Origin of the sequence: Brevibacterium sp. BRM-1, assembly GCF_026802075.1 — a bacterium.
Classification (GTDB): Bacteria; Actinomycetota; Actinomycetes; order Actinomycetales; family Brevibacteriaceae; genus Brevibacterium; species Brevibacterium rongguiense.
The window spans coordinates 884,899-905,308 of record NZ_CP113788.1 but is presented as its reverse complement, the minus strand read 5'-3'; the positions used below and the strand labels follow the sequence as shown (position 1 = coordinate 905,308).

The 20,410-nt window shown below is 73.0% G+C and carries 14 protein-coding genes; 9 read left to right on the top strand and 5 right to left on the bottom strand.

The annotated features are described in order from the left end of the window. Window positions 1–187: 187 nt before the first annotated feature. Window positions 188–1,426: an alpha/beta hydrolase gene (locus tag BRM1_RS03985; protein WP_268528511.1), complete on the top strand. Its 1,239-nt coding sequence runs from the start codon at window positions 188–190 to the stop codon at window positions 1,424–1,426. Between the two features lie 111 nt (window positions 1,427–1,537). On the opposite strand, the gene BRM1_RS03980 is transcribed toward BRM1_RS03985, so the two are convergent. Both BRM1_RS03980 and BRM1_RS03975 read right to left on the bottom strand, forming a co-directional pair. Beyond that, window positions 1,538–2,374, bottom strand: a complete 837-nt coding sequence (locus BRM1_RS03980; protein ID WP_268528508.1) for a dihydrofolate reductase family protein — start codon at window positions 2,372–2,374, stop codon at window positions 1,538–1,540. Next, window positions 2,371–3,243 carry a L,D-transpeptidase family protein gene (locus BRM1_RS03975; RefSeq protein ID WP_268528505.1) on the bottom strand — a complete coding sequence of 291 codons (873 nt, stop codon included), beginning with the start codon at window positions 3,241–3,243 and terminating at the stop codon, window positions 2,371–2,373. Before BRM1_RS03975 ends, BRM1_RS03980 begins: the two co-directional genes overlap by 4 nt. Before the next feature lie 72 nt (window positions 3,244–3,315). Here BRM1_RS03975 and BRM1_RS03970 point away from each other — a divergent pair, with 72 nt between their 5' ends. The 4 genes from BRM1_RS03970 to BRM1_RS03955 all read left to right on the top strand — a co-directional run bounded on the left by BRM1_RS03970 (window position 3,316) and on the right by BRM1_RS03955 (window position 8,907). Next, a complete protein-coding gene (locus BRM1_RS03970; protein ID WP_268528497.1) occupies window positions 3,316–4,893 on the top strand; it encodes a hypothetical protein in 1,578 nt (525 codons plus the stop codon). A gap of 454 nt (window positions 4,894–5,347) precedes the next feature. Further along, a complete protein-coding gene (leuA, locus tag BRM1_RS03965) occupies window positions 5,348–7,111 on the top strand; it encodes a 2-isopropylmalate synthase (protein ID WP_160953372.1) in 1,764 nt (587 codons plus the stop codon). Between the two features lie 195 nt (window positions 7,112–7,306). Beyond that, complete coding sequence (recO, locus tag BRM1_RS03960; RefSeq protein ID WP_268528494.1) at window positions 7,307–8,035, top strand: DNA repair protein RecO; 729 nt, start codon at window positions 7,307–7,309, stop codon at window positions 8,033–8,035. Between the two features lie 83 nt (window positions 8,036–8,118). Next, a complete protein-coding gene (locus BRM1_RS03955; protein ID WP_268528491.1) occupies window positions 8,119–8,907 on the top strand; it encodes an isoprenyl transferase in 789 nt (262 codons plus the stop codon). A gap of 87 nt (window positions 8,908–8,994) precedes the next feature. On the opposite strand, the gene BRM1_RS03950 is transcribed toward BRM1_RS03955, so the two are convergent. Continuing rightward, the gene (locus BRM1_RS03950; protein ID WP_268528488.1) at window positions 8,995–10,923 is read right to left on the bottom strand and encodes a 2Fe-2S iron-sulfur cluster-binding protein; all 1,929 of its coding nucleotides are present in this window, start codon (window positions 10,921–10,923) and stop codon (window positions 8,995–8,997) included. Between the two features lie 73 nt (window positions 10,924–10,996). After that, entirely contained in the window at window positions 10,997–12,934 is a 1,938-nt protein-coding gene (locus tag BRM1_RS03945; RefSeq protein WP_268528486.1) for a DEAD/DEAH box helicase, read from the bottom strand. Window positions 12,935–13,484: 550 nt separating this feature from the next. On the opposite strand from BRM1_RS03945, the gene BRM1_RS03940 reads away from it, so the two are divergent. From BRM1_RS03940 to BRM1_RS03925, 4 genes are all read left to right on the top strand, one after another. Then, the gene (locus BRM1_RS03940; protein WP_268528480.1) at window positions 13,485–14,861 is read left to right on the top strand and encodes a glycine--tRNA ligase; all 1,377 of its coding nucleotides are present in this window, start codon (window positions 13,485–13,487) and stop codon (window positions 14,859–14,861) included. A 549-nt stretch (window positions 14,862–15,410) separates the two neighbouring features. Further along, entirely contained in the window at window positions 15,411–17,006 is a 1,596-nt protein-coding gene (locus BRM1_RS03935; protein WP_268528477.1) for an ATP-binding cassette domain-containing protein, read from the top strand. 100 nt (window positions 17,007–17,106) lie between these two features. Further along, window positions 17,107–18,267, top strand: coding sequence for a hypothetical protein (locus BRM1_RS03930; protein WP_268528473.1), 1,161 nt, complete (start codon window positions 17,107–17,109; stop codon window positions 18,265–18,267). Then, a complete protein-coding gene (locus BRM1_RS03925; protein ID WP_160953379.1) occupies window positions 18,264–18,527 on the top strand; it encodes a hypothetical protein in 264 nt (87 codons plus the stop codon). Before BRM1_RS03930 ends, BRM1_RS03925 begins: the two co-directional genes overlap by 4 nt. A 72-nt stretch (window positions 18,528–18,599) precedes the next feature. Here BRM1_RS03925 and BRM1_RS03920 read toward each other — a convergent pair whose 3' ends face one another. Next, entirely contained in the window at window positions 18,600–20,267 is a 1,668-nt protein-coding gene (locus BRM1_RS03920) for a thiamine pyrophosphate-dependent enzyme (RefSeq protein ID WP_268528469.1), read from the bottom strand. Window positions 20,268–20,410 lie beyond the last annotated feature (143 nt).

Genomic DNA, 20,410 nt, shown 5'->3' with positions numbered 1-20,410 from the left:
CTGAGGGTGCTGGACGGGTGTGCGGGGCCGGCCCGCGGCGCGCGGCCGGTGAGCGGTGGCGGAGGTTGGATGCGCGGGCGGCCATACGGGGCAAACACGGGGCGGGCCCGGGTTGTTCCACACGGCCCGCCCAGGCGCCGCGGGTAGGATTGGTGCAGGCCGCAACGGTGAACGGGAGGTAGGGCAGATGGCCAAGGGCAGTGGGGGCTCGCGCAGGGGCCTGCGGTGGGCACTGGCGGGAATCGGCATCGGCGCCGGTCTCGGCGCGCTCGTCTCGGCAGCCTCCTCCGGGCTCGCCGTCTACTTCGCCCGGCGCATCGTCATCCCGGGCAACGCCCAGGACGACGTCGAGATCCTCCACGTCGACGGCTTCGACGAGGACCTGCGGATCCACCTCGCGGCCACCCCGGACACGCTCGTCAACGGCACGTACGGGCTCTACTTCGCCGGCGGCACCGGCCACGCCACGATCGGCGACATCATCGAATACGACCCGGCGTCCAACACCGTCTCGCGCGAGGTGCTCGCGGTCAACGCGGGCGATCTGCGCGCCGCCCGGCGCGGCCGCTGGACGGGCACCGCCTACCCGCACCCGGATGCCACGGGCCTGCCGCACCGGGAGATCGAGCTGACCTCCGACGCCGGGCGGCTGCCCGCCTGGGTGCTGCCCACCACCTCGGCGACCCCGCGCAGCACGTGGGCGATCCTCATCCACGGCCGCGGCGGCTCGCGCGCCGAGGGCCTGCGGGCGGCCCCCGTGCTCGATGCCCTCGAGATGCCGGCGCTCGCCATCTCCTACCGCAACGACGCCGAGGTGCGGGCGGCCAAGGGTGCGCGCTACGGGCTCGGCGACACCGAATGGCTCGACGTCGATGCCGCGATCGACTACGCGCTCGCCCACGGTGCGCGCGACGTCGTGGTCTTCGGCTGGTCGATGGGCGGGGCGATCGCGTTCCAGGCCGCCTCGCGGGGGCGCAATCGCGCCGCGATCTCCGCCCTCGTCCTCGACGGTCCCGTGGTGGACTGGTACGACGTGCTCGACCACCAGGCCAAGCAGAACTTCCTGCCCACGCCGATCGCCCGGCTGACGCTCGACATGATCACCCGGCCCTGGGCGCGCCCGGTCACGGGGCTCGAGACCCCGCTCGACCTCGACCGGATGGACTGGGTCCAGCGCGCCGCGGAGCTGGACAAGCCGGTCCTGCTCATCCACTCCGAGGACGATGAGTTCGTCCCCACGCGCGCGGCCCATGCGCTGGCGAAGGTGCGCAGCGACCTCGTGCGGATGCCGGCCTACCGCAAGGCGCGCCACACGAAGGAGTGGAACGTCGACCGGCGCCAGTGGAACGACGATGTCGCGCAGTTCCTCGACGCGAACGTCCCCGATCGCCGCGCCGACGTCTTCCGCACCGCTGGACTCGACTGACCCGGGCGCGCGGTCACGGCACCGCCGCGGTCGCATGGTCTGCTCGGGGGGCCGCCCGGTGCCGCCGCCGCACCGCCATGGTCGCATGGTCTGCTCGGGGCATGTCCGCGCTCAGCCCTCTGGGGCCTCCGGCGGTGCGTCCACCCGGTAGCGGCAGATGAGGGCGCCTTCGCCGGTGAGCACGCTGGCCGGAACGGCTCCGACGGGGGCGCGCAGGTGCGCCGCTCCCAGCAGCCCCGCGGGCGCGTGCCCGTCGGCCGCGGCGCCGGCGAGCAGGGGCGCGATCGTCGCGCACAGCTCGTCGACGGCGCCCGCGCGGATCCAGGCGCCGAGCAGCGAGGGGCCGCCCTCGGTGAGCACTCGGACGAAGCCGCGCCGGCGCAGCTCGGCCAGCGCCTCGGCGGGGGCGAAGCCCGGGCGCAGCCGGGCAACGGCCTCGGACCCGGCCCAGGCCCGCAGGCGAGCCAGGATCTGCGGGTCATCCGCGGAGGTGAGGACGATGACGGGGGAGCTGCCGGCCGCGTCGAGCCGCTCGGTGTCGATGTCGCCCGAGGCGGTGACGAGGACGAGGGCGGGTACGGGCGCCTGCCCGCGCGCCGCGCGCTGCTCCCGGTGCGCCGGCTTGGGCGACAGGCGCGTGTAGCGCTCCGCCCGGGCCGTGCCCGCGCCGACGACCACGCAGTCGGCCAGCGAGCGCAGGACGGAGAACACGCGCTTGTCCGCGGGGGAGGAGATCGTCCCGGACCTGCCGTCGGGGCCCACGACCGCCCCGTCGAGGGAGAGGACCATATTGGCCTGCACGCGCATGCCCGGCGTGTGCCCGCTCAGGGGGCCTTCGTCGTAGAGCGCCACGAGCGCGGCCTCGCCATCGGCGGGCGAGAGCGGGCCCGCGGCCGGCAGCAGAGCGGTGAGCGGGACGGGGGCCTGGGCTCCGCCCGCAGCGCTCACTTTCCGATGTCCGCGGCCGAGCCCATGATGATGTGGGGCTTCGCAGCGGGGGTGAGCGTCTGCAGCAGGTACTTGAGGTCGTTCTTGGCCAGCGTCACGCAGCCGTGCGTGCCGGAGCCGTGGTCCACGTGGAGCCAGATCCCGCTGCCCGGCTTGGGGCCCAGCGGCTGGGTGCCGTCGCGCGGGGGCGTGCCGGGCTTGCGGTTGAAGTCGATGGCGATGACGTAGTCGAACACGCCCGTGGCCTTGGCGCCGTACTGGGCCTCGGCGCCCGAGCGCATCGAGGCATCGCGCGTATAGGGCAGCTTCGTGCCGGGGTTCTTGTCGTAGCCGCCGGCGGCCGTGAGGCTGAAGACGCCGGCCGGGCTCGTCTGATCGCCCTCGCGCCGGTTCGCCTTCCAGCCGTTCTTGCCGTTGTGCCCGGCGAACGAGCGCTCCTTCTTCCAGGTGCCGTCCTGCAGCGTGTAGAGCGTCGTGCGGGCCGTGGTGCCCTTCTGCTGCTTGGTCGTGGCGACGAGGACCTGGGTGGTGCCGGCGGGCAGCTTGGCCATGTTCTTCTTGCCCACGCCGGGAATGGCCGCGGCCTGGGCGGTGCCGGACGAGTCCTGCGAGGAGCCGCTCATGGTCGACTGGCCGCTGTCCTTCGCGGCCGCGGTCGTGGGGTCCGCATGGGGCTTCGGCGCGGCTGCTGCCGGGGTGCGCAGCGTGGGCCCGGCGAAGTCGCTGGGCGAGGTGATCGCGGGCGCATCGAGTGCGTCGTCGCCGCTGGGCGCGGCCGAGGCGGGGGAGACGGCGCTGCCGACGAGTGCGGCGGTGAGCGCGGTGGCGCCGGCGATGCCCAGGGTGCGGGGTCGGTTCCGAGACGTCATGGGACCATGGTGGCACGAAACGTTGACGATTCCGTGAACGCCACTCGCGGCGCGGCTGTCTAGAATCGCCCCATGAGCTTTCCCCCTCCGCCAGAGGAGCCCGCACCCGGCCGCCGCCCCGAGGACGACGAGGCGGCGGACTCGCTGACCTCGCAGCTGTTCATCGGCGAGCGCGAGTCCGGCGGCTCCGCGCAGGCGCCGTCGTCCGCCGCGTCCCCCGAGGGGGCAGGCGCGGCCTCCGGTGCCGGCTTCGATTCGGCGGCCGGCGGGGCCGGCGGGACCGAAGCCGCAGCGTTCGATCCCTTCGCAGCGGGACCCCGCGCGGGCGGGGCCGGTGGACAGCCGGCCGGAGCGCAGTGGTCGGGAGCGGAGCAGCCCGGAGCATCCGGCGCGGACCCGGGGGATAGCGAATCGACCCAGGTGATGAGCATGGAAGAGCTCTCGCGCCTGGCGAAGGAGACCCACGACGACCGCCTCGACGGCCCGGCCGGAGGCTCGCACGCCGCCAGCGGGCCGCGCGCGACTCGGCGCGACGACGAGGCGGCGAGGGCACAGGCCGCGCCCTCCGTGTGGCCCGGTGCTCCGGGCGGTGCCGCCGCTGACCCGCAGCCGGGGTCGCAGCCTGATTCGCAGTCGGGGTCGCAGCCGCAGCCGGGCTCCCAGCCCGCCGGCGCGTACCGGGTGGGCCCGCAGCCCGACTTCGGCCCCCCGCCCACCGGCTCGCTGCCGATCTTCGGCGCGCCGGGCGCACCGGGGGGCTACGGCTCCCAGGGCGGCTACGGTTCGCAGGATGCCTACGGTTCACAGGGCGCATACGGCTCACAGGGCTCCTCGAGTGCCTCCGGTCCCTCGAGCGTCCAGGGCTCCTCGGCCTGGCAGGGCGGCTCCGGCGCCTCGAGCGGCTATGGCACTCCGGCCGCGGCCGGCGCGCAGGGCGGTTACGGCGTACAGGGCGGCTACGGCCAGGGCTACGGGTCCCAGCCGGCAGCCGGCTACGGGTCCCAGCCCGGTGGACCCGGTGGTCCTGGCGCCCCCGGTCAGGGCGGCCCGGCGGGTCCCGGTGGGCAGGGCCCCCAGGGCCCGCAGACGAAGCGGGGCGTTCCCGGCGCCGCAATCGCCGTGGTCATCGCGGCGTTCCTCGTGCTCGCGGGGGTCGCGGCCTACATCATCGTGGACTCGATGCACACCCGCGACGAGCAGACCGCCGCGCCCGCCCCGCCGCCGGCGGCGGGCTCGAGCGAGCCCGGGCTCGACTCGGGTGAGGACGGCGGCGGTGAGACAAGCACGGCCGCGGCGCCCGCGCAGGGCACGGACCCCAAGACGTTCACGACGCCGACGAAGAACATCGCGTGCCGGATCGACTCCGAGCGCGCCTACTGCACGATCGGGGAGCACACATACTCGCCGCCGCAGCGGCCGGAGAACTGCGCGAATCCGAACTACGGCACCGTGCTCAGCGTGGACGGCAAGAACGCCGGGTTCACGTGCCAGAACCTGCCCGAGCTGTCCGGCGGCAAGGAGCTGAAGTACGGCTCGTCGATGAGCGCGCACGGGTACACGTGCGACTCGACGGAGAAGGGCGTCATCTGCAAGTCCACCTCGACGGGCAAGGGGTTCCGCATCTCCCAGAAGAACACCGGGACGCTCTGAGCCGGTCGGCACACGCTGCGCCTCGCCTCGCCTCGCCGCGCTGCCGCTGCCCGTCGCCCGCCGGCCGCCTTTGCCGCCTGGCGCGCGCCGTTGCCGTCATGCTCGCCGGGCAGGCCGCTGGCCATCCGGGTGCCCAGCCGCCGGCCAGCCGGGTGCCCAGCCGCCGGCCATCCGAGTCCCGGGCCGCCGGCCAGCCGGGCGCTCGGCCGGCGGCGTCCGGCTGGCCGGCCCGCGCCTCGGGTGCGGTCTCACCATGCGGACCCTGTGGCCGCGCCCACACCGAGCCGGGCGTAGGGTGGTGGCCATGCTCACGCATCGACTTCTGCTTCACTGCCGCGGCGAGGCCTGATCCCAGACCGGATCCTCACCGCGGAGTGATCGCTGCCGGTCGCGCCGGACGAGCCGCGCCCCAGAAGGGCCCCGCCCGGATTCACCGCAAGGAAGGCAGAAGCCCATGAATGCCCAGCAGCCCACCCCCATGCCGTTTGGCAAGTACAAGTCGTTCTTCGACCGCATCCAGCTCGACATGCGCGATCGCACGTGGCCTGACAAGCGCCTGGAGAAGGCCCCGCGCTGGCTGTCCACTGACCTGCGCGACGGCAACCAGGCGCTCATCGATCCCATGACGCCGGAGCGCAAGCGGCGCATGTTCGACCTGCTCATCAAGCTGGGCTTCAAGGAGATCGAGGTGGGCTTCCCAGCGGCCAGCCAGCAGGACTTCGACTTCGTCCGCCAGATCATCGAGCAGGACGCGATCCCGGACGATGTGCGCATCTCCGTGCTCACCCAGGCCCGCGAGGACCTCATCGAGCGCACCGCGGAGTCCCTCGTGGGCTCGAACAAGGCGACGATCCACCTCTACAACGCCGCCGCCCCCGTCTTCCGCAAGGTGGTCTTCGGCTTCGACGGCGACGGGCGCGACCAGACCCGCGACATCGCGGTGCGCGGCACGCAGGCCGTCATGAAGCACGCGGAGTCGCTGCTGGGCGATGTGGACTTCGGCTACCAGTACTCGCCGGAGATCTTCGTCGACACGGAGCCGGACTTCGCGCTCGACATGGTCAGCAGCGTCCTCGACATGTGGCAGCCGAGCGCCGGGCGGGAGACCGTCGTCAACCTGCCCGCCACCGTCGAGCGGGGCACGCCCAACACGTACGCGGACCAGATCGAGTGGTTCGGCCGCAACATGCCCTACCGCGAGCACGTCGCGCTCTCGCTCCACCCGCACAACGACCGGGGCACCGGTGTGGCAGCCGCGGAGCTCGCCATGATGGCGGGCGCGGACCGCATCGAGGGCTGCCTGTTCGGCAACGGGGAGCGCACCGGCAACCTCGACCTCGTCACCGTGGCCCTCAACCTCTACACGCAGGGCGTGGACCCGCAGCTGGACTTCTCCGACATCGACGAGGTCATCCACACGGTCGAGTACTGCAACCAGATCGACGTCCACGAGCGCCACCCCTACGGCGGCGACCTCGTCTTCACCTCGTTCTCCGGCTCGCACCAGGACGCCATCAACAAGGCGTTCGCGGACCGCGAGGCGCGGGCCAAGGAGGCCGGCGTGCCCACCGACCTCATGGAGTGGGACATGCCCTACCTGCCGGTCGACCCGAAGGACCTGGGCCGGTCCTACGAGGCGGTCATCCGCGTGAACTCGCAGTCCGGCAAGGGCGGGGTGACCTACCTGCTCAAGAGCGAGTACGGCCTCGACATGCCCCGCCGCATGCAGGTGGAGTTCTCCAAGGTCGTCCAGAAGCACACCGAGGCCGGGGGAGAGGTCTCCGCGCCCGCGCTGTGGTCCTTCTTCTCCGACGAGTACCTGCCCAGCGACGAGCCCACGGACGCCTGGGGCCGCTTCCGCATCCTCGGGATGCGCACGGAGTCCCACAGCGGCGAGGGCGATGCCGGCAAGAACACCGAGCGCCTCGAGATCGACATGCGGGTGGACGGTCAGGAGCGCACGTTCGAGGGCCGCGGCACCGGCCCGGTGAATGCGCTGGTCAACATCCTCAACGAGAACTTCGACCTCGACATCCGCCTGCAGGACTACACCGAGCACGCGATCGGCTCCGGTGCGGACACGCAGGCCGCCGCCTACGTCGAGCTCGCCGTGGGCGACCGCGTCCTGTGGGGCGTGGGCATCAACCCCAACATCACGCGGGCCTCGCTCAAGGCGATCATCTCCGCCGTCAACCGGGCCCTGCGCGACCAGGCCTGAGCCGGCCGCCCCGTGGCGGGGCCCGGCGAACCCGGTTGCCCCGCCCACTGTCTGCCACCGCGCCCGAGGCGCGGGCCCAGCGATCCTGGGCCCGCGCCTCGGGCGCGGTGCTGTGCGGTGCGCCCACAGCGAATCCGGGCCGCGGGCGGCCCGTGCCTGCACGCCCGGGCGGGGGTGCGGTGAGACAATGGCCGGGTGAAGTTCTATCGGGATGAGGGCATGGTGCTCGGCGGGCACAAGCTGGGCGAGGCCGACCGCATCATCACCGTGCTCACCCGCAGCCACGGTGTCATCCGCGCGGTGGCCAAGGGCATCCGGCGCACGAAGAGCCGCTTCGGCTCGCGGCTCGAGCCCTTCATGCTCGTCGACATCCAGTGCCACGTGGGCCGCAGCCTCGACATCGTCACCCAGGTGGAGCTGCTCGAGCCGTTCGGGCGGGGCCTCGTGGGCGACTACGACGCCTACACCGCGGCGACCGTCATGACCGAGACCGCCCTGCGCGTGAGCGAGGCGGAGCCGGACACCCGCGGGCAGTACCTGCTGCTGGTCTCCGCGATCCGCTCCCTGTGCAAGGGCGAGCACCCCCCGCGGCTGTCGCTCGACGCCTACCTGCTGCGCGCCATGTCGAGCGCGGGCTGGGCGCCCAGCCTCATCGACTGCGCCCAGTGCGGCGCCCCCGGTCCGCACCGCGCGTTCTCCTCCCCGCTCGGCGGGGCGCTGTGCCCCGCCTGCCGCCCGAACGGGGCCTTCCTGCCCGGTGAGGAGGCGCTGGTGCACATGGCCGCGCTGCTGGCCGGCGACTGGCCCACCGCGGAGGCCTCCCCCGAGCACGCGAAGGCGCAGAGCGCGCGGCTGACCTCCAGTTACGTCCAGTGGCACCTGGAGCGCAAGGTGAAGTCCCTGGCCGTCCTCGAGCGCGCCTGAGCACCGGCGCGCCGCCGGGGCGCACGTCCTGCCGTGGCTCAGCCTCCCGGCGCCCGTCCAGCCCGGACTGCGATACTGGCGCGGTGAGCCAACAGGACTATCCCGCCCCGCCGCTCCACCCCTCGGGGGCGCGGCCGCCGCGGATCCCCGCGAAGTTCGTCCCCCGCCACGTCGCCGTCGTCATGGACGGCAACGGCCGCTGGGCCAATGAGCGCGGGCTGCCGCGCACCGAGGGGCACAGGGCGGGCGAGGCCTCCCTCCTCGACGTCATCCACGGCGCCATCGAGATCGGGGTGGAGCACCTGTCCGCCTACGCGTTCTCCACGGAGAACTGGAAGCGCTCCCCGGAGGAGGTGCGCTTCCTCATGGGCTTCAACCGCGATGTCATCCGCCGCCGCCGCGACGAGCTCAGCGCCCTGGGCGTGCGCATCGTCTGGGCGGGCCGGCCCGGGCGCCTGTGGCGCTCCGTCATCCGCGAGCTCGAGGACGCGCAGGAGATGACGCGGCACAACACGGGTCTGACCCTGCAGTTCTGCGTCAACTACGGGGGCCGCTCGGAGATCGTCGACGCGGTCAACGCGCTTACCGAGGACATCGCCGCCGGCCGCCTCAAGCCGGGCCGGGTGACGGAGAAGGCGCTCGCCGCCCGCCTCTACCAGCCCCAGGTGCCCGAGGTGGACCTCTTCCTCCGCTCCTCCGGCGAGCAGCGCACCTCGAACTTCCTCCTCTGGCAGTCCGCGTATGCGGAGATGGTCTTCCAGGACGTCCTGTGGCCCGACGTCGATCGCCGCACCCTGTGGGCGGCGATCGAGGAGTACGCGCGCCGCGACCGGCGCTTCGGCGGCGCGGTCGACGCGCCCACCCAGGGGTAGGGGCGCCTCTGCCGGAGCAGCGGCGCGGCACTGCCTGACCAGGGGCAGATGCCCCGCGCCGTCAGCACTCGGCGCCGACGTGGGCGGTCAGCGCAGCTCGATGCCGATGTCGCCCTCGGGGTAGGCCGAGCACGTGAGCACCTCCCCGGGCGCGATCTGCGCAGCCGGCTCGAGCGGATAGACCACCGAGCCGTCCAGCAGCCGCAGGGCGCACTCCCCGCACGAGCCGCCGCGACACGAATACGGCGCCGGCACGCCGGCCGTTTCGAGGGCATCGAGGATGAAGCCCTCGTCCCGGGTCCACGGGACCTCCCGCGGCGCGGCCGCGCCGCCGTCTCCCCGCGCGCCCGGGTCCTCCACCGCGATGCGGGCGTCCGGCAGGTCCGGCGGCTGGCCGTCGAGGGCCAGGGGCGAGGCGAAGACCTCGGAGTGGATGCGCGAGGGATCGAGGCCGAAGTGCTCGGCGGCCTCACGGCAGGCCGCGGTGAAGGAGGCGGGGCCGCAGATGACGACGTCGTCGAGGGGCAGGTCCGCGCTCCACGCCGCGAGGACGGCCTCGATGGCTGCGGGGTCCGGGCGGCCGTGGCCTGCGGTCGACCAGCGCTGCAGCGGCGCGCCCGCCTCCGCGGCCGCCTCGACCAGCGCGGCGCAGACCCGGCCCGGCTCCGTGCCGCGCTCGACGTGGAAGAAGGCGAGCGGGCCCGCGACCTCGTCCGCCGCCATGCCCCGCGCCAGGGCCAGGGCGGGGGTGATCCCGATCCCGGCGGTGAGCACACCGGTGTGCCCGGGCAGCGTGCGCGCCGTGATGCGCCCGAACGGCCCGGAGACCAGCAGGCGGTCGCCGGGGTTCAGGTCGGCGAGCAGGTGGGAGACCGTGCCGTCGAGCCCGACGAGCAGCTCGAGCTCGTCCGGGCTGGTCTTGGGTCGCCCGGTGTCCGACGGGCCCGCCGTCACGCGGGTGAGCGTGTAGGTGCGCCACAGCGGCAGTCCGTCATGGACGAGGTGGACGCGCACGTGCATGCCCGGGGCGTACTGCTCGGCGGTGAAGCCCAGCGGATCGCGCAGCCGCAGGCGCACCGCGCTGCCGTCGAGCACCTCGGCGGCGGTGACCTCCATGGACCTGGGACCCGTGAGCGGTTTGCGCAGCGCAGCCGGGAACCCCGGCGGTGGGATAGGGGAGAGCGGGCGGTCCTCGATGACGATCTCATCGCCGGCCCGGATCTCCCCGGTTTCGAGCACCACGCCGTAGACCCCGCAGTGCAGGTGGCCCAGGTGGGCGGCCAGCAGCCGGGGGACGTTGACGTCGACGGCCGCGGAGACCGGATTGACCCGCGTGGCGGGGCACCGCTCGATGGTCGAGCGGATCCACATGCGCACGCCCCCGATTCGCAGGATGCGGCCCACGAGGTCGAACTCCTCGAAGGGCCCCAGCCCCTCGAGCAGTACGTTGCCGCGAAAGCGCAGGGGGTCCAGGGACTCGTCGCCGGCGGCGCGGCCGAGCACCGCGACGCTTGCGGGGTTGATGAGGGAGATGCCGGAGGCCTGGGAGTCGAACATGCCCTGATCGGCGACGATGAGCTCGCGCGGGTGCGCGCCCTGGGATTCGAGGCGCCCGGCGAGGAAGCGGGTGCCCGCCGTGACGCTGTCCGGCTCGTCGGTGCGAATGAGGGCCCGAGCGCCGTCCGGCGCGGTGAGCGAGATGTCGCTGGCCACGACGGACGGTTCGCCCGCGCGGCACCCCCCGGCACTTCCGTGCGTGTCGGGCCCGGCCTGCGGCGCGGCGGCCTCGCGCACGGCGCAGGCGATCTGCCACTGCTGGAGCGAGGTGTCGTTCTTCAGCACGGTGAAGTGGCCGCAGTCGTCCCACCGGCCCTGGGCGGCGGCGGCCACGCCGTTGCTCAGCGCCGCCGCGCGGTCGCCGTCGAATCCGGTGCCCACCCGCGCGGTGCAGGCATTCAGCGGCTGCGCTGGCAGCCCCTTGATGGGGAACCGGTAGAGAGCGAGGGCGCGGGGCATGGCATCAAGCCTAGCCCCGCGCCCCCGTCGGACGGCCGCGCTCAGCCCACGGCGAGCGCGGTGCCGGCCGCGCTCACTTCTTGAACGGCTTGCCGGCCTTCTTGCCGCCCTTGTGGAAGTCGCGCTTGAAGTCGCCGCCGTCGCGGTAGCCGCCCTCGCGGAAGCCCCCGTCGCGACCTCCGTCGCGCGCACCGCGGTAGCCGCTGTCGCGCTCGCCCTTGAACGAGCGGCCGCCGCCCTCGCGGCGGTCATCGCCGCGCTTCTTGAACGGGCGGCCCGGACGGCCGGAGTCCGGGCGCAGGTCGATGCGCCGGCCCTGGACCTTCGTGTGGGAGAGGCGGTCGAGCACGTCGCGGCTGAGGTCGCTGGGCAGGTCGACGAGCGTGTGGTTCGAGCGGATGTCGATGTGCCCGATCTGCGCCGAGGAAAGCCCGCCCTCGTTGGCGATCGCGCCGACGATGCCGCCGGGGTTGACGCGCTCGTTGCGCCCCACCGCCAGGCGGTAGGTCTGCATGCCCTCGCGCGAGCGCGGCGGACGGCCCCCGCGCTCACCCCGGTCGCCGCGGTCCCCACGGCCGCCCTCGCCGCGGGCGGGCTTGCCCTTGGGCTCGGGCAGGGGAGTGGCGCGCAGCGTGTCGCCGTCGAGCAGCAGGACCGCCAGGGCCGCCGCGATCTCCGAGGCGGGCACGTCGTGGGCCTGCTCGTAGGCCTCGATGACGGGGCGGACCTCCGAGAGGTCGAGCGTCGTCATCGCATCGGCGATGCGCTGGGTGAACTTCTCCGTGCGCGTGTTCGTCAGCTGCTCGACGGTGGGCAGCGTCAGCGGCTCCACCTTCTGCTTCGTGGCCCGCTCGATCGAGGCCAGCAGCCGCGACTCGCGCGGGGTCACGAAGAGGATCGCCTCGCCGGAGCGGCCCGCGCGGCCCGTGCGGCCGATCCGGTGGACGTAGGACTCCGTGTCGGTGGGGATGTCGTAGTTGACGACGAGCGAGATGCGCTCGACGTCGAGGCCGCGGGCGGCGACGTCCGTGGCGACGAGGATGTCGATCGAGCCGTCGCGCAGGGCCTCGACCGTGCGCTCGCGGGCCTGCTGCGGGATGTCGCCGTTGATGGCGGCCGCGGAGAAGCCGCGGGCGCGCAGCTTGTCGGCCAGCTCCTCGGTCTCCTGCTTGGTGCGCACGAACAGGATGATGCCGTCGTACTGCTCCACCTCGAGGATCCGGGTGAGCGCTTCGAGCTTGTGGGTGTGATTGACGGTGAGGAAGCGCTGGCGGATGTTCGCACCGGTGGCCGTCTTGCCCTTGACCCGCACCTCGGCGGGGTCGTTCAGGTACTTGCCGGTGATCCGGTGGATGGAGCTGGGCATCGTGGCGGAGAACAGGGCCACCTGGGCGGAATCGCCCACGGCGGAGAAGATCTCCTCGATGTCCTCGGCGAAGCCCATCTTGAGCATCTCGTCGGCCTCGTCGAGCACGAGGTGGCGCAGGCTGGCCAGCTTGAGCGAACCGCGCTTGAGGTGGTCGATGACGCGTCCGGGCGTGCCGACGACCACCTGGGCGCCGCGCTTGAGCCCGGCCAGCTGGGGGCCGTAGGACTGGCCGCCGTAGATGGGCAGCACGGAGAAGTCCGGCAGGTGCGCCGCGAAGCTCGTGAGCGCCTCGGCGACCTGGAGTGCGAGCTCGCGGGTGGGGGTGAGGATGAGGGCGAAGGGCCCGTTCTCCGCGCGCCCGTCGTGGGCGATGTCGGAGAGCAGCGGCAGCGCGAACGCCGCCGTCTTGCCCGTGCCCGTCTGCGCCAGGCCGATGACGTCGCGGCCCTCGAGCAGCAGCGGGATCGTCTGCTCCTGGATGGGCGAGGGCGTCTCGTAGCCCAGGTCCGTCACGGCGGCGGCGACGAGGGGGTCGAGGTGGAAGTCGGAGAACTGCGCGGGCTCGGGCTCCGCTGGCTGGGTCTGGGCCTGAGTGCTCTGGTCGGTCTCGTTGGGCTGGCTGTCGTTGGCGATGGTGTCCATCGTCGTCTCGCTTTCACGCGCCGCACACGGCGCTACGCACACGCTTGATCGCAGATGACTGAAGTGGCGATCGACCCTGAAGCGGCCAGTGTGCGAATCCCTGTGATGCACGGCAGCCGATGCCCCCGAGGTCCGCCGGCGCCGCCTGCGGGGGCAGGGGCTGGATGCGGCCGCGCCGCGCGCGGTGGAGGGGAGAAGGTTTGGGTGTTGGCTCCAGCCTATCCGACCCGGCCGCCCGGCGGGGCGCTGCGACGGGCCTCCGGCGCCGATCGTGACGGATCTGACAGACCTGGGCCAGCCTTCCCACCCCCCACTCCGCACCGGCGGCGCGGCGGGCGCGCGAACCGGCCCGCGCCTCGGATGCGGGCGGGGCGGGGCAGCGGCGCGGATGCGGGTGCGCGCATGGGATTCGGTAGGCTGGGGCGCGAAATCCTCGCGGGCGGCCGCGGGAGCGAGGCAGCACGCGGCTCGCCCCGCGCCGCCCCGCAGCACACCGACGCACAACCGCGCAGCGGCAGCCAGCCGCTGCACTCGAATAGGAGCGACACCCGTGGCATCAACCCTCGATTCCGTCATCACCCTGGCCAAGCGCCGCGGCTTCGTCTTCCAGGCCGGTGAGATCTACGGCGGCTCGCGCTCCGCCTGGGACTACGGACCGCTGGGCGTGGAGCTCAAGGAGAACATCAAGTCCCTGTGGTGGCAGAACTTCGTGCGCGGCCGCGAGGACATGGTGGGCCTCGACTCCTCGATCATCCTCCCGCGCCGGATCTGGGAGGCCTCCGGCCACGTCGAGACGTTCACCGATCCGCTCGTCGAGTGCCGCTCGTGCCACCACCGCGCGCGCCAGGACCACCTCATCGAGGCGTTCGAGGAGAAGAAGGGCCGCGCGCCGGAGAACGGCATGGCCGACATCGCCTGCCCCAACTGCGGGACGAAGGGCGAGTGGACGGAGCCGCAGCAGTTCTCCGGCCTCATGAAGACCTACCTGGGCGCCGTGGACAACGAGGAGGGGCTGCACTACCTGCGCCCCGAGACCGCGCAGGGCATCTTCGTGAACTTCAACAACGTCGTCACCGCCGGCCGGCGCAAGCCGCCGTTCGGCATCGGCCAGGTGGGCAAGGCGTTCCGCAACGAGATCACCCCCGGCAACTTCATCTTCCGCACCCGCGAGTTCGAGCAGATGGAGATCGAGTACTTCACCGCGCCGGACGAGGCGCCCGCGTACTTCGACCAGTGGGTCGAGGCGTGCTGGGACTGGTTCACCGACCTGGGCATCAAGCCGGAGAACATGCGCCGGTTCGACGTGCCGGACGGCGACCGCGCCCACTACTCGGCCGCGACGATCGACATCGAGTACCGCTTCGGCTTCCAGGGCAGCGAGTGGGGCGAGCTCATGGGCATCGCCAACCGCACGGACTTCGACCTGTCGAACCACACGGATGCCTCGGGGTCGAAGCTGCAGTACTTCGACCAGGCCAGCGGCGAGCGCTACACGCCCTACGTCATCGAGCCCTCGTTCGGCCTCACCCGCTCCATGATGGCGTTCCTCGTCGACGCCTACACGGAGGACGAGGCGCCGAACACGAAGGGCGGCACGGACACCCGGATCCTGCTCAAGCTCGATCCGCGCATCGCGCCGGTCAAGGCCGCGGTGCTGCCGCTCAGCCGCAACGAGAGGCTCTCCCCGCAGGCCCGCGAACTCGCAGCGAACCTCCGCAAGCGCTGGAACGTCGACTTCGACGATGCCGGTGCGATCGGCCGCCGGTACCGCCGCCAGGACGAGATCGGCACGCCGTACTGCATCACGTTCGACTTCGACTCGCTCGACGACCACGCGGTCACAATCCGCAGGCGCGATGACATGAGCCAGGAGCGCGTGCCGCTGGATCAGGTGGAGTCCTACCTGGCCGCGGGCCTGCGCTGCTGAGCCTGCTGAGCGCCCGGCACCGCTGAGCGCGCGGTGCCGCTGGCCGTGAGGCGCCGCTGAGCGCTTAGCGCCGCTGGGGTACGAACGAGGGGCGCGGACCGCAGGGTCCGCGCCCCTCGTTCGCGTCCGGGCTCGGCCACCGGCCGGCTGTGCCGACCGGTGCAGCGCCGTCCGCTGGGCTGAGAGGGTGGCCGGCGGGCTCCGGCAGGCTGCGCAGCGCGACAGCGGCGCCGGCCCCGCGCTGGCGACCTGGCACGGCACAAGCGATCCTGGTCGGCACAGGCCGCCTGGCTCGGTACAGGCCGCCTGGCCCAGCGCCGGTAGGCAGCGCTCGGGCAGACCGAGGAAGGCCCGCCCGGACATCCGCGATGCGCTACCCTGGGTCCGTCCGCACCCCCGACGACAGGCAGCCCGGTGAACTGAGACCTCGACTTCCGTTCGGAGCGACACCGCACGGTGTGCGCTCGCCATCCCCTCCGCCCGCAGCGGCCGCGACGCACCCGTCGCCCCTGTGCCCGGTGGGCGGAGCCGAACAGTCTCGAGGACCCCATGGCCCCATCGTCGATCTCACTCAACTCCCTCAGCTTCTCCTGGCCGGATTCGCCTCCGCTCCTCGCCGCTCAGACCGCTCGCATCCCCGTGGGCCGCATCGGCCTCATCGGGGCCAACGGGGCGGGCAAGACCACGCTCGCCCGGCTCATCGTCGGCGACCTGGCGCCCACCTCGGGCACGGTCGAGGGCCCCGCGAGCACGTGGACGCTGCGCCAGGACCTGACCTCGTCCACCGGCACGATCGCCGCCGAGCTCGGCGTCGCGGCCCAGCGCGCGGCGCTGCACCGGGTGCTGGCCGGTGGCACCGACGAGCGCGATCTCGAGCGCATCGGCGCGGACTGGGACATCGAGGAGCGCGCCCTCGCGGCATTGGCCGCGGTGGGGCTCGCACTCCCAGACGCCGGAGGCCTCGATCGGCCGGTCCGCGAGCTCTCCGGCGGCGAGGCGATGCGGGTGGGGCTCGCCGGGGCGCGGCTGCACGGCGCGGACTGGACGATCCTCGACGAGCCGACCAACAACCTCGACACCGCCGGCCGCCGCGCACTGTTCACCGCGCTCGAGCAGTGGCGCGGCGGGGTCCTCCTCGTCTCTCACGACGCGGATCTCCTGGACCGCGTGGACGCGATCGTCGAGCTGCGGGCGGGGGAGGTGCGCGTGTTCGGCGGCGCGCTGGAGGCCTATGAGACCGCGCTGGAAGCCGAGCAGTCCGCCGCTGAGGCGGCAGTGCGCCAGGCGCAGGGCGACCTTGCCCGCGAGCGGCGCCAGCGCGTCGAGACGCAGACGCGGCTGGCGCGCAGCGCCGGCCACGGCAGGCGCGCGGCGGCGGACAAGCGCGCTCCCGGCATGGCCCTGGGCAACTGGAAGCGCGCCGCACAGGTCAGCGCCGGCCGGGCGGAAGGAACCGCGGCCGCCCGCGAAGCCGCCGCCCACGACCGCGTGGAAGAGGCCCGCGGGCGAGTCCGGGCCGATACCGCGATCCGCCTGGCGCTGCCGGCCACAGCGGTGCCCGCGAGCCGTCGGGTCGCCGCCGTGGCCTCAGCGGCCGGTGAGTGGGAGTTCGTCGGCCCCGAGCACACCCGTCTGACCGGGGCAAACGGTTCGGGCAAGTCGACGCTGCTCGCAGGCCTGCGCAGCGGCGACGCACGGGAGCTCGCGGCGCGGGTCCCCGCGGGGGCGCCGTGGCGGGTTCGGTCCCACGTGCCCGTGGGGCTGCTCGACCAGGATCCGGTGCTGCCGGCCGGCGCATCCGCGCTCGCGGCGGTGCGCGCCGCGGTCCCGGCCGCCCAGCCGCACGACATCCGCGCGGCTCTCGCAGCGCTGGAACTGCGCGGCACCGCCGCCGAGGCGCCCTGCGGCGCGCTCTCCGGCGGCCAGCGGCTGCGGGTGGCGCTGGCCCGGGTGCTGCTGGCGGCGCCGGCCCCGCAGCTGCTGCTCCTCGATGAGCCGACGAACAGCCTGGACCGGGAATCGGCGGACGTGCTCGTCGGCGCCCTGGAGGATTACCGGGGCGCCCTCGCAGTCGTCACCCACGATGAGGGCTTCGCTGAGAGGCTGGGCATCACGCGCACGCTGGAGATGGACGACCTGGCATGAGCACGATGGGGTGAGCGCGGCCCGCCCCGTACCTCGGCCGCTGCCGTGTCGCTCCTTTCCGCGCGTGGGCAATCCGAGAATAGAATGGTTCGGGGGTGCCATGACGAAGATGACAGAGGCCGAACAGCAAGCGGGTGCCGAACGCGCGGTGCGCTTCGGGATCCACCGGCAGGAGCTGCGCGTGCTCCTGGCGGCGGAGCGAGCCGGACCCGGTCTGCCGCCGTACGGCACGCGCGTGACTCCGGACGACGTCGACTTCGAGAGCGCGCTGACGGCCGCTGCGGACTTCTCCTGGTTCGCCGCCGTGAGGCTGCCGGACGGGCGCACCGCCCGGTTCACGGTCTCCGCGGATGCGCCGGAAGACGAGGTGGGCTGCGAGATCGACGGCCGGGTGCAGGAGTGCATTCAGGCCCACACCCACCTCAGCCGCGGGCCGAGCGCGCCGGTCGAGGCCTGGTGGGACTGGCTGCAGCGGTCCTTCGTCGCGCTGGGGCAGCACGACGAGCCCTGGGCGGGCGACGGCATCGAGGCGCAGCTGGAGCGCGTCGAGCGCAACATCGTCTACGCGGACACGCAGACGTCCGCGGCCCGCCGCTTTGCCGATACGGGCGAGCTCGAGGTCTGGCTCACCGGGGTCTATGCGCCCAGCGGGCTGCTGCCGCGCGTCCGGCGGCTCGATGCCGACGCGTATGCCCAGTCCTACGGGCGCGCATTCACCGCCGAGGCGCGCGCCGGGGACGGCCCGTCCCTCATGTCCTTGGGCGTCTCCCGCCAGCGCGACGAGTCGGAGCCCACCACCGTCTGGTATGCCAGCTACCTCGACACGACCGCCGATCCTGCGCAGTGGTTTCCGGCCGATGCTCGCATCTGGCAGGCCGTGCGGATCTTCGCAGACGGCGGCACGGTGGAGGCATTCGACAACGACCGGTGCTTCGACTCCGGCGAGCTCGCTCCCTACGTGCGCGACGGTGTCGCGCCCATCGATGCGGACGCGTGGCTGGTCGTGGAGATCGCGGGAGTGCCGGGAGCGCAGGTCTTCCCCGCCGCCGATGTGATGCTCGTGGCCGCCAGCGAGCGCGACGCGGCGGAGATCTCCCTTGAGGTGGGGTCCATCGACGGTGTCCTGCCGCTGTTCGCGCTCCACGACGGCTTCCTGCGCCGCTGGGGGCCGATCGTCGACCCGGACGCCGTCGTCCCCGAGGCGGACCTCGACCGGCTTGAGGCCCGCGTCATGCAGCAGATCGCGGAGGCACGCGGATGAGCGCAGCGACGTCGCTCGACGGCAGTGACACCGATATCGCGCTCGACGGTGGCGGTGGGCCCGGCTGCGCGTGGACCGAGGCGGTCTGCACCGCCGCGCCCACGCACTTCCTCACCCTGCCCGTGCCCGGGGGCGAGTCGTCGACCGCGCTGCTCTGCCGGCGCCACTGGCTGGCCTCCCTGGCCTACAGGATCGAGGTGACGATGGAAGTCCATCCCGTCGCATTCGACGACCTCGTGCTCGACTACGGTGAGCTCTGACCTGCGCCGAGGCAGCGGGCTGCGCCGCGCTGCCGCCCGCCTCAGGCGGAGCGCCGCGTCGGCCTCGGAGGCTCAGTACGCCTTGACGCGCTGATCGACGATGAGGTGGATGAGCGCGAACCGGCCGTCGGCCACGGCGGCGAGCGCGTCCTGCACGGCCGCCGGGACGTCCGCGTCGTGCTCGACCCGCACGCCGAAGCCGCCGTAGGCCTCCGCGAGCTTCGCGAAGTCCGGGTTCTTCAGCTGCGTGCCGGAGATTCGCTCCGGGTACTGGGCCTCCTGGTGGGTGCGGATCGTGCCGTACTCCTGGTTGTCCATGACCACGACGAGCGGCGCAGCGCCGTACTGCGCGGCGGTGGCGAGCTCCTGGCCATTCATGAGGAATTCGCCGTCGCCGGCGATCGAGACGACCTGGCGGCCGGGGTAGAGCAGAGCGGCAGCGACAGCGGAGGGCACCGAGTAGCCCATCGAGCCGTTGCGGGCGGAAATGAGGCTCGCGTAGCCGTTCGTGGGGAAGTACCGGTGGGCCCAGTTCGTGTGCTCGCCGGCGCCGAACGTCACCATCGCGTCCTCGTCGAGGCGCTCGACGAGATTGGCCATGAGGGTGGCCATCTGCGCCTGGCCCTCGCCGGGCTCGGCGCTGGGCAGCTGGGCGAATTCCTCCTGCTTGGCTCGCAGATCGGACGTCCAGGCCTTCCACGAGTCGGCGACCGGCAGGTCCATGCGGGCCAGGTCGCGGACGAAGGACTCGGGCTTCGCGACGATCTGCTGGGTCACCGGGCCCGAGCGGCCGCGCAGCGACGGGTCGATCGTGACGATGAAGTTCTCCTTGTCCCAGTTCTGCCGGACCGTGAAGCCGTCCGTGACGACGTCGCCGGGCACGGTGCCCACGAAGACGAGGAGGTCGGATTCGCCCAGCACCTCGTGGGTGAACGTGGGCCGGCCGTAGCCCAGTGGGCCCACGTAGCTGGGGGAGCCGAACGGCACGGTGCCCTCGCAGCGCCACTCCGCGGCGGCCGGCAGGGAATGGGCTTCGAGCCAGGCCGTGAACTTCTGGGCCGTCGCGTCGTCCCAGTCGTTGCCGCCGAAGACGAACAGCGGGCGCTCGGCGCGCAGCAGCGCCGCCTTGAGCGCCTTCCAGTCCGTGACGGTCATGCCGCCGGTGGCGATGGGGATGGGCGGGTGGACGATCGTGTCGTGCGCCTCGCGCAGGATGTCCTCCGGCAGGCCGACGACCACGGGGCCGGGGCGGCCGGACTGGGCGGCGAACATCGCCTCCGCGACGATCTCCGAGGCGCGGTCCGGGTGATCGAGGACCATGACGCGCTTCGCGCCGGACTCGAACCAGGCCTTCGGATCGAACTCCTGGAACGCCTCCTTCTCCCGGTGCTCGAACGGGATGAGCCCGACGAAGAGCACCATCGCGGTCGAATCCTGCCAGGCGGTGTGCAGGCCCACGTGGGCGTTCGCGGCGCCCGGTCCGCGGGTGACCATCGCAACGCCGGGCACCTGCTTGAGCTTGCCCATCGCCTCGGCCATGTACGCGGCGCCGCCCTCGTGGCGGCACACGACCGTCTGGATGGAGGTGTCATGCAGGCCGTCGAGCACATCGAGGAAGCTCTCACCGGGAACGACGAACACGCGCTCGACGCCGTGGGCCTCGAGCGACCGGACGATCATGTGTCCGGCGGACGTCGTCTTCTGCGTGCTCTGGTCAGACGATGCGGGCTGCTGCTCCATGGAGGTACCTCGGTCTTCGGCGGCTGGGGTCGGCACAGCGGGCGCTGTCCGGACAGCTTACCGGGCAGCCGCGGCCAATGTGGTGAGCGCCACGAGGACACCGGGGCCGCGATCCGGGCCGCTGTGTAACGAACGCATTCCGA

Coding starts and splice junctions, on each gene's coding strand:
- BRM1_RS03985 (WP_268528511.1), top strand. CDS start 188: ATGGCCAAGGGCAGTGGGGGCTCGCGCAGGGGCCTGCGGTGGGCACTG.
- BRM1_RS03975 (WP_268528505.1), bottom strand. CDS start 3,243: ATGACGTCTCGGAACCGACCCCGCACCCTGGGCATCGCCGGCGCCACC.
- BRM1_RS03970 (WP_268528497.1), top strand. CDS start 3,316: ATGAGCTTTCCCCCTCCGCCAGAGGAGCCCGCACCCGGCCGCCGCCCC.
- leuA (WP_160953372.1), top strand. CDS start 5,348: ATGAATGCCCAGCAGCCCACCCCCATGCCGTTTGGCAAGTACAAGTCG.
- BRM1_RS03950 (WP_268528488.1), bottom strand. CDS start 10,923: ATGCCCCGCGCCCTCGCTCTCTACCGGTTCCCCATCAAGGGGCTGCCA.
- BRM1_RS03945 (WP_268528486.1), bottom strand. CDS start 12,934: ATGGACACCATCGCCAACGACAGCCAGCCCAACGAGACCGACCAGAGC.
- BRM1_RS03935 (WP_268528477.1), top strand. CDS start 15,411: ATGGCCCCATCGTCGATCTCACTCAACTCCCTCAGCTTCTCCTGGCCG.
- BRM1_RS03930 (WP_268528473.1), top strand. CDS start 17,107: ATGACGAAGATGACAGAGGCCGAACAGCAAGCGGGTGCCGAACGCGCG.
- BRM1_RS03925 (WP_160953379.1), top strand. CDS start 18,264: ATGAGCGCAGCGACGTCGCTCGACGGCAGTGACACCGATATCGCGCTC.
- BRM1_RS03920 (WP_268528469.1), bottom strand. CDS start 20,267: ATGGAGCAGCAGCCCGCATCGTCTGACCAGAGCACGCAGAAGACGACG.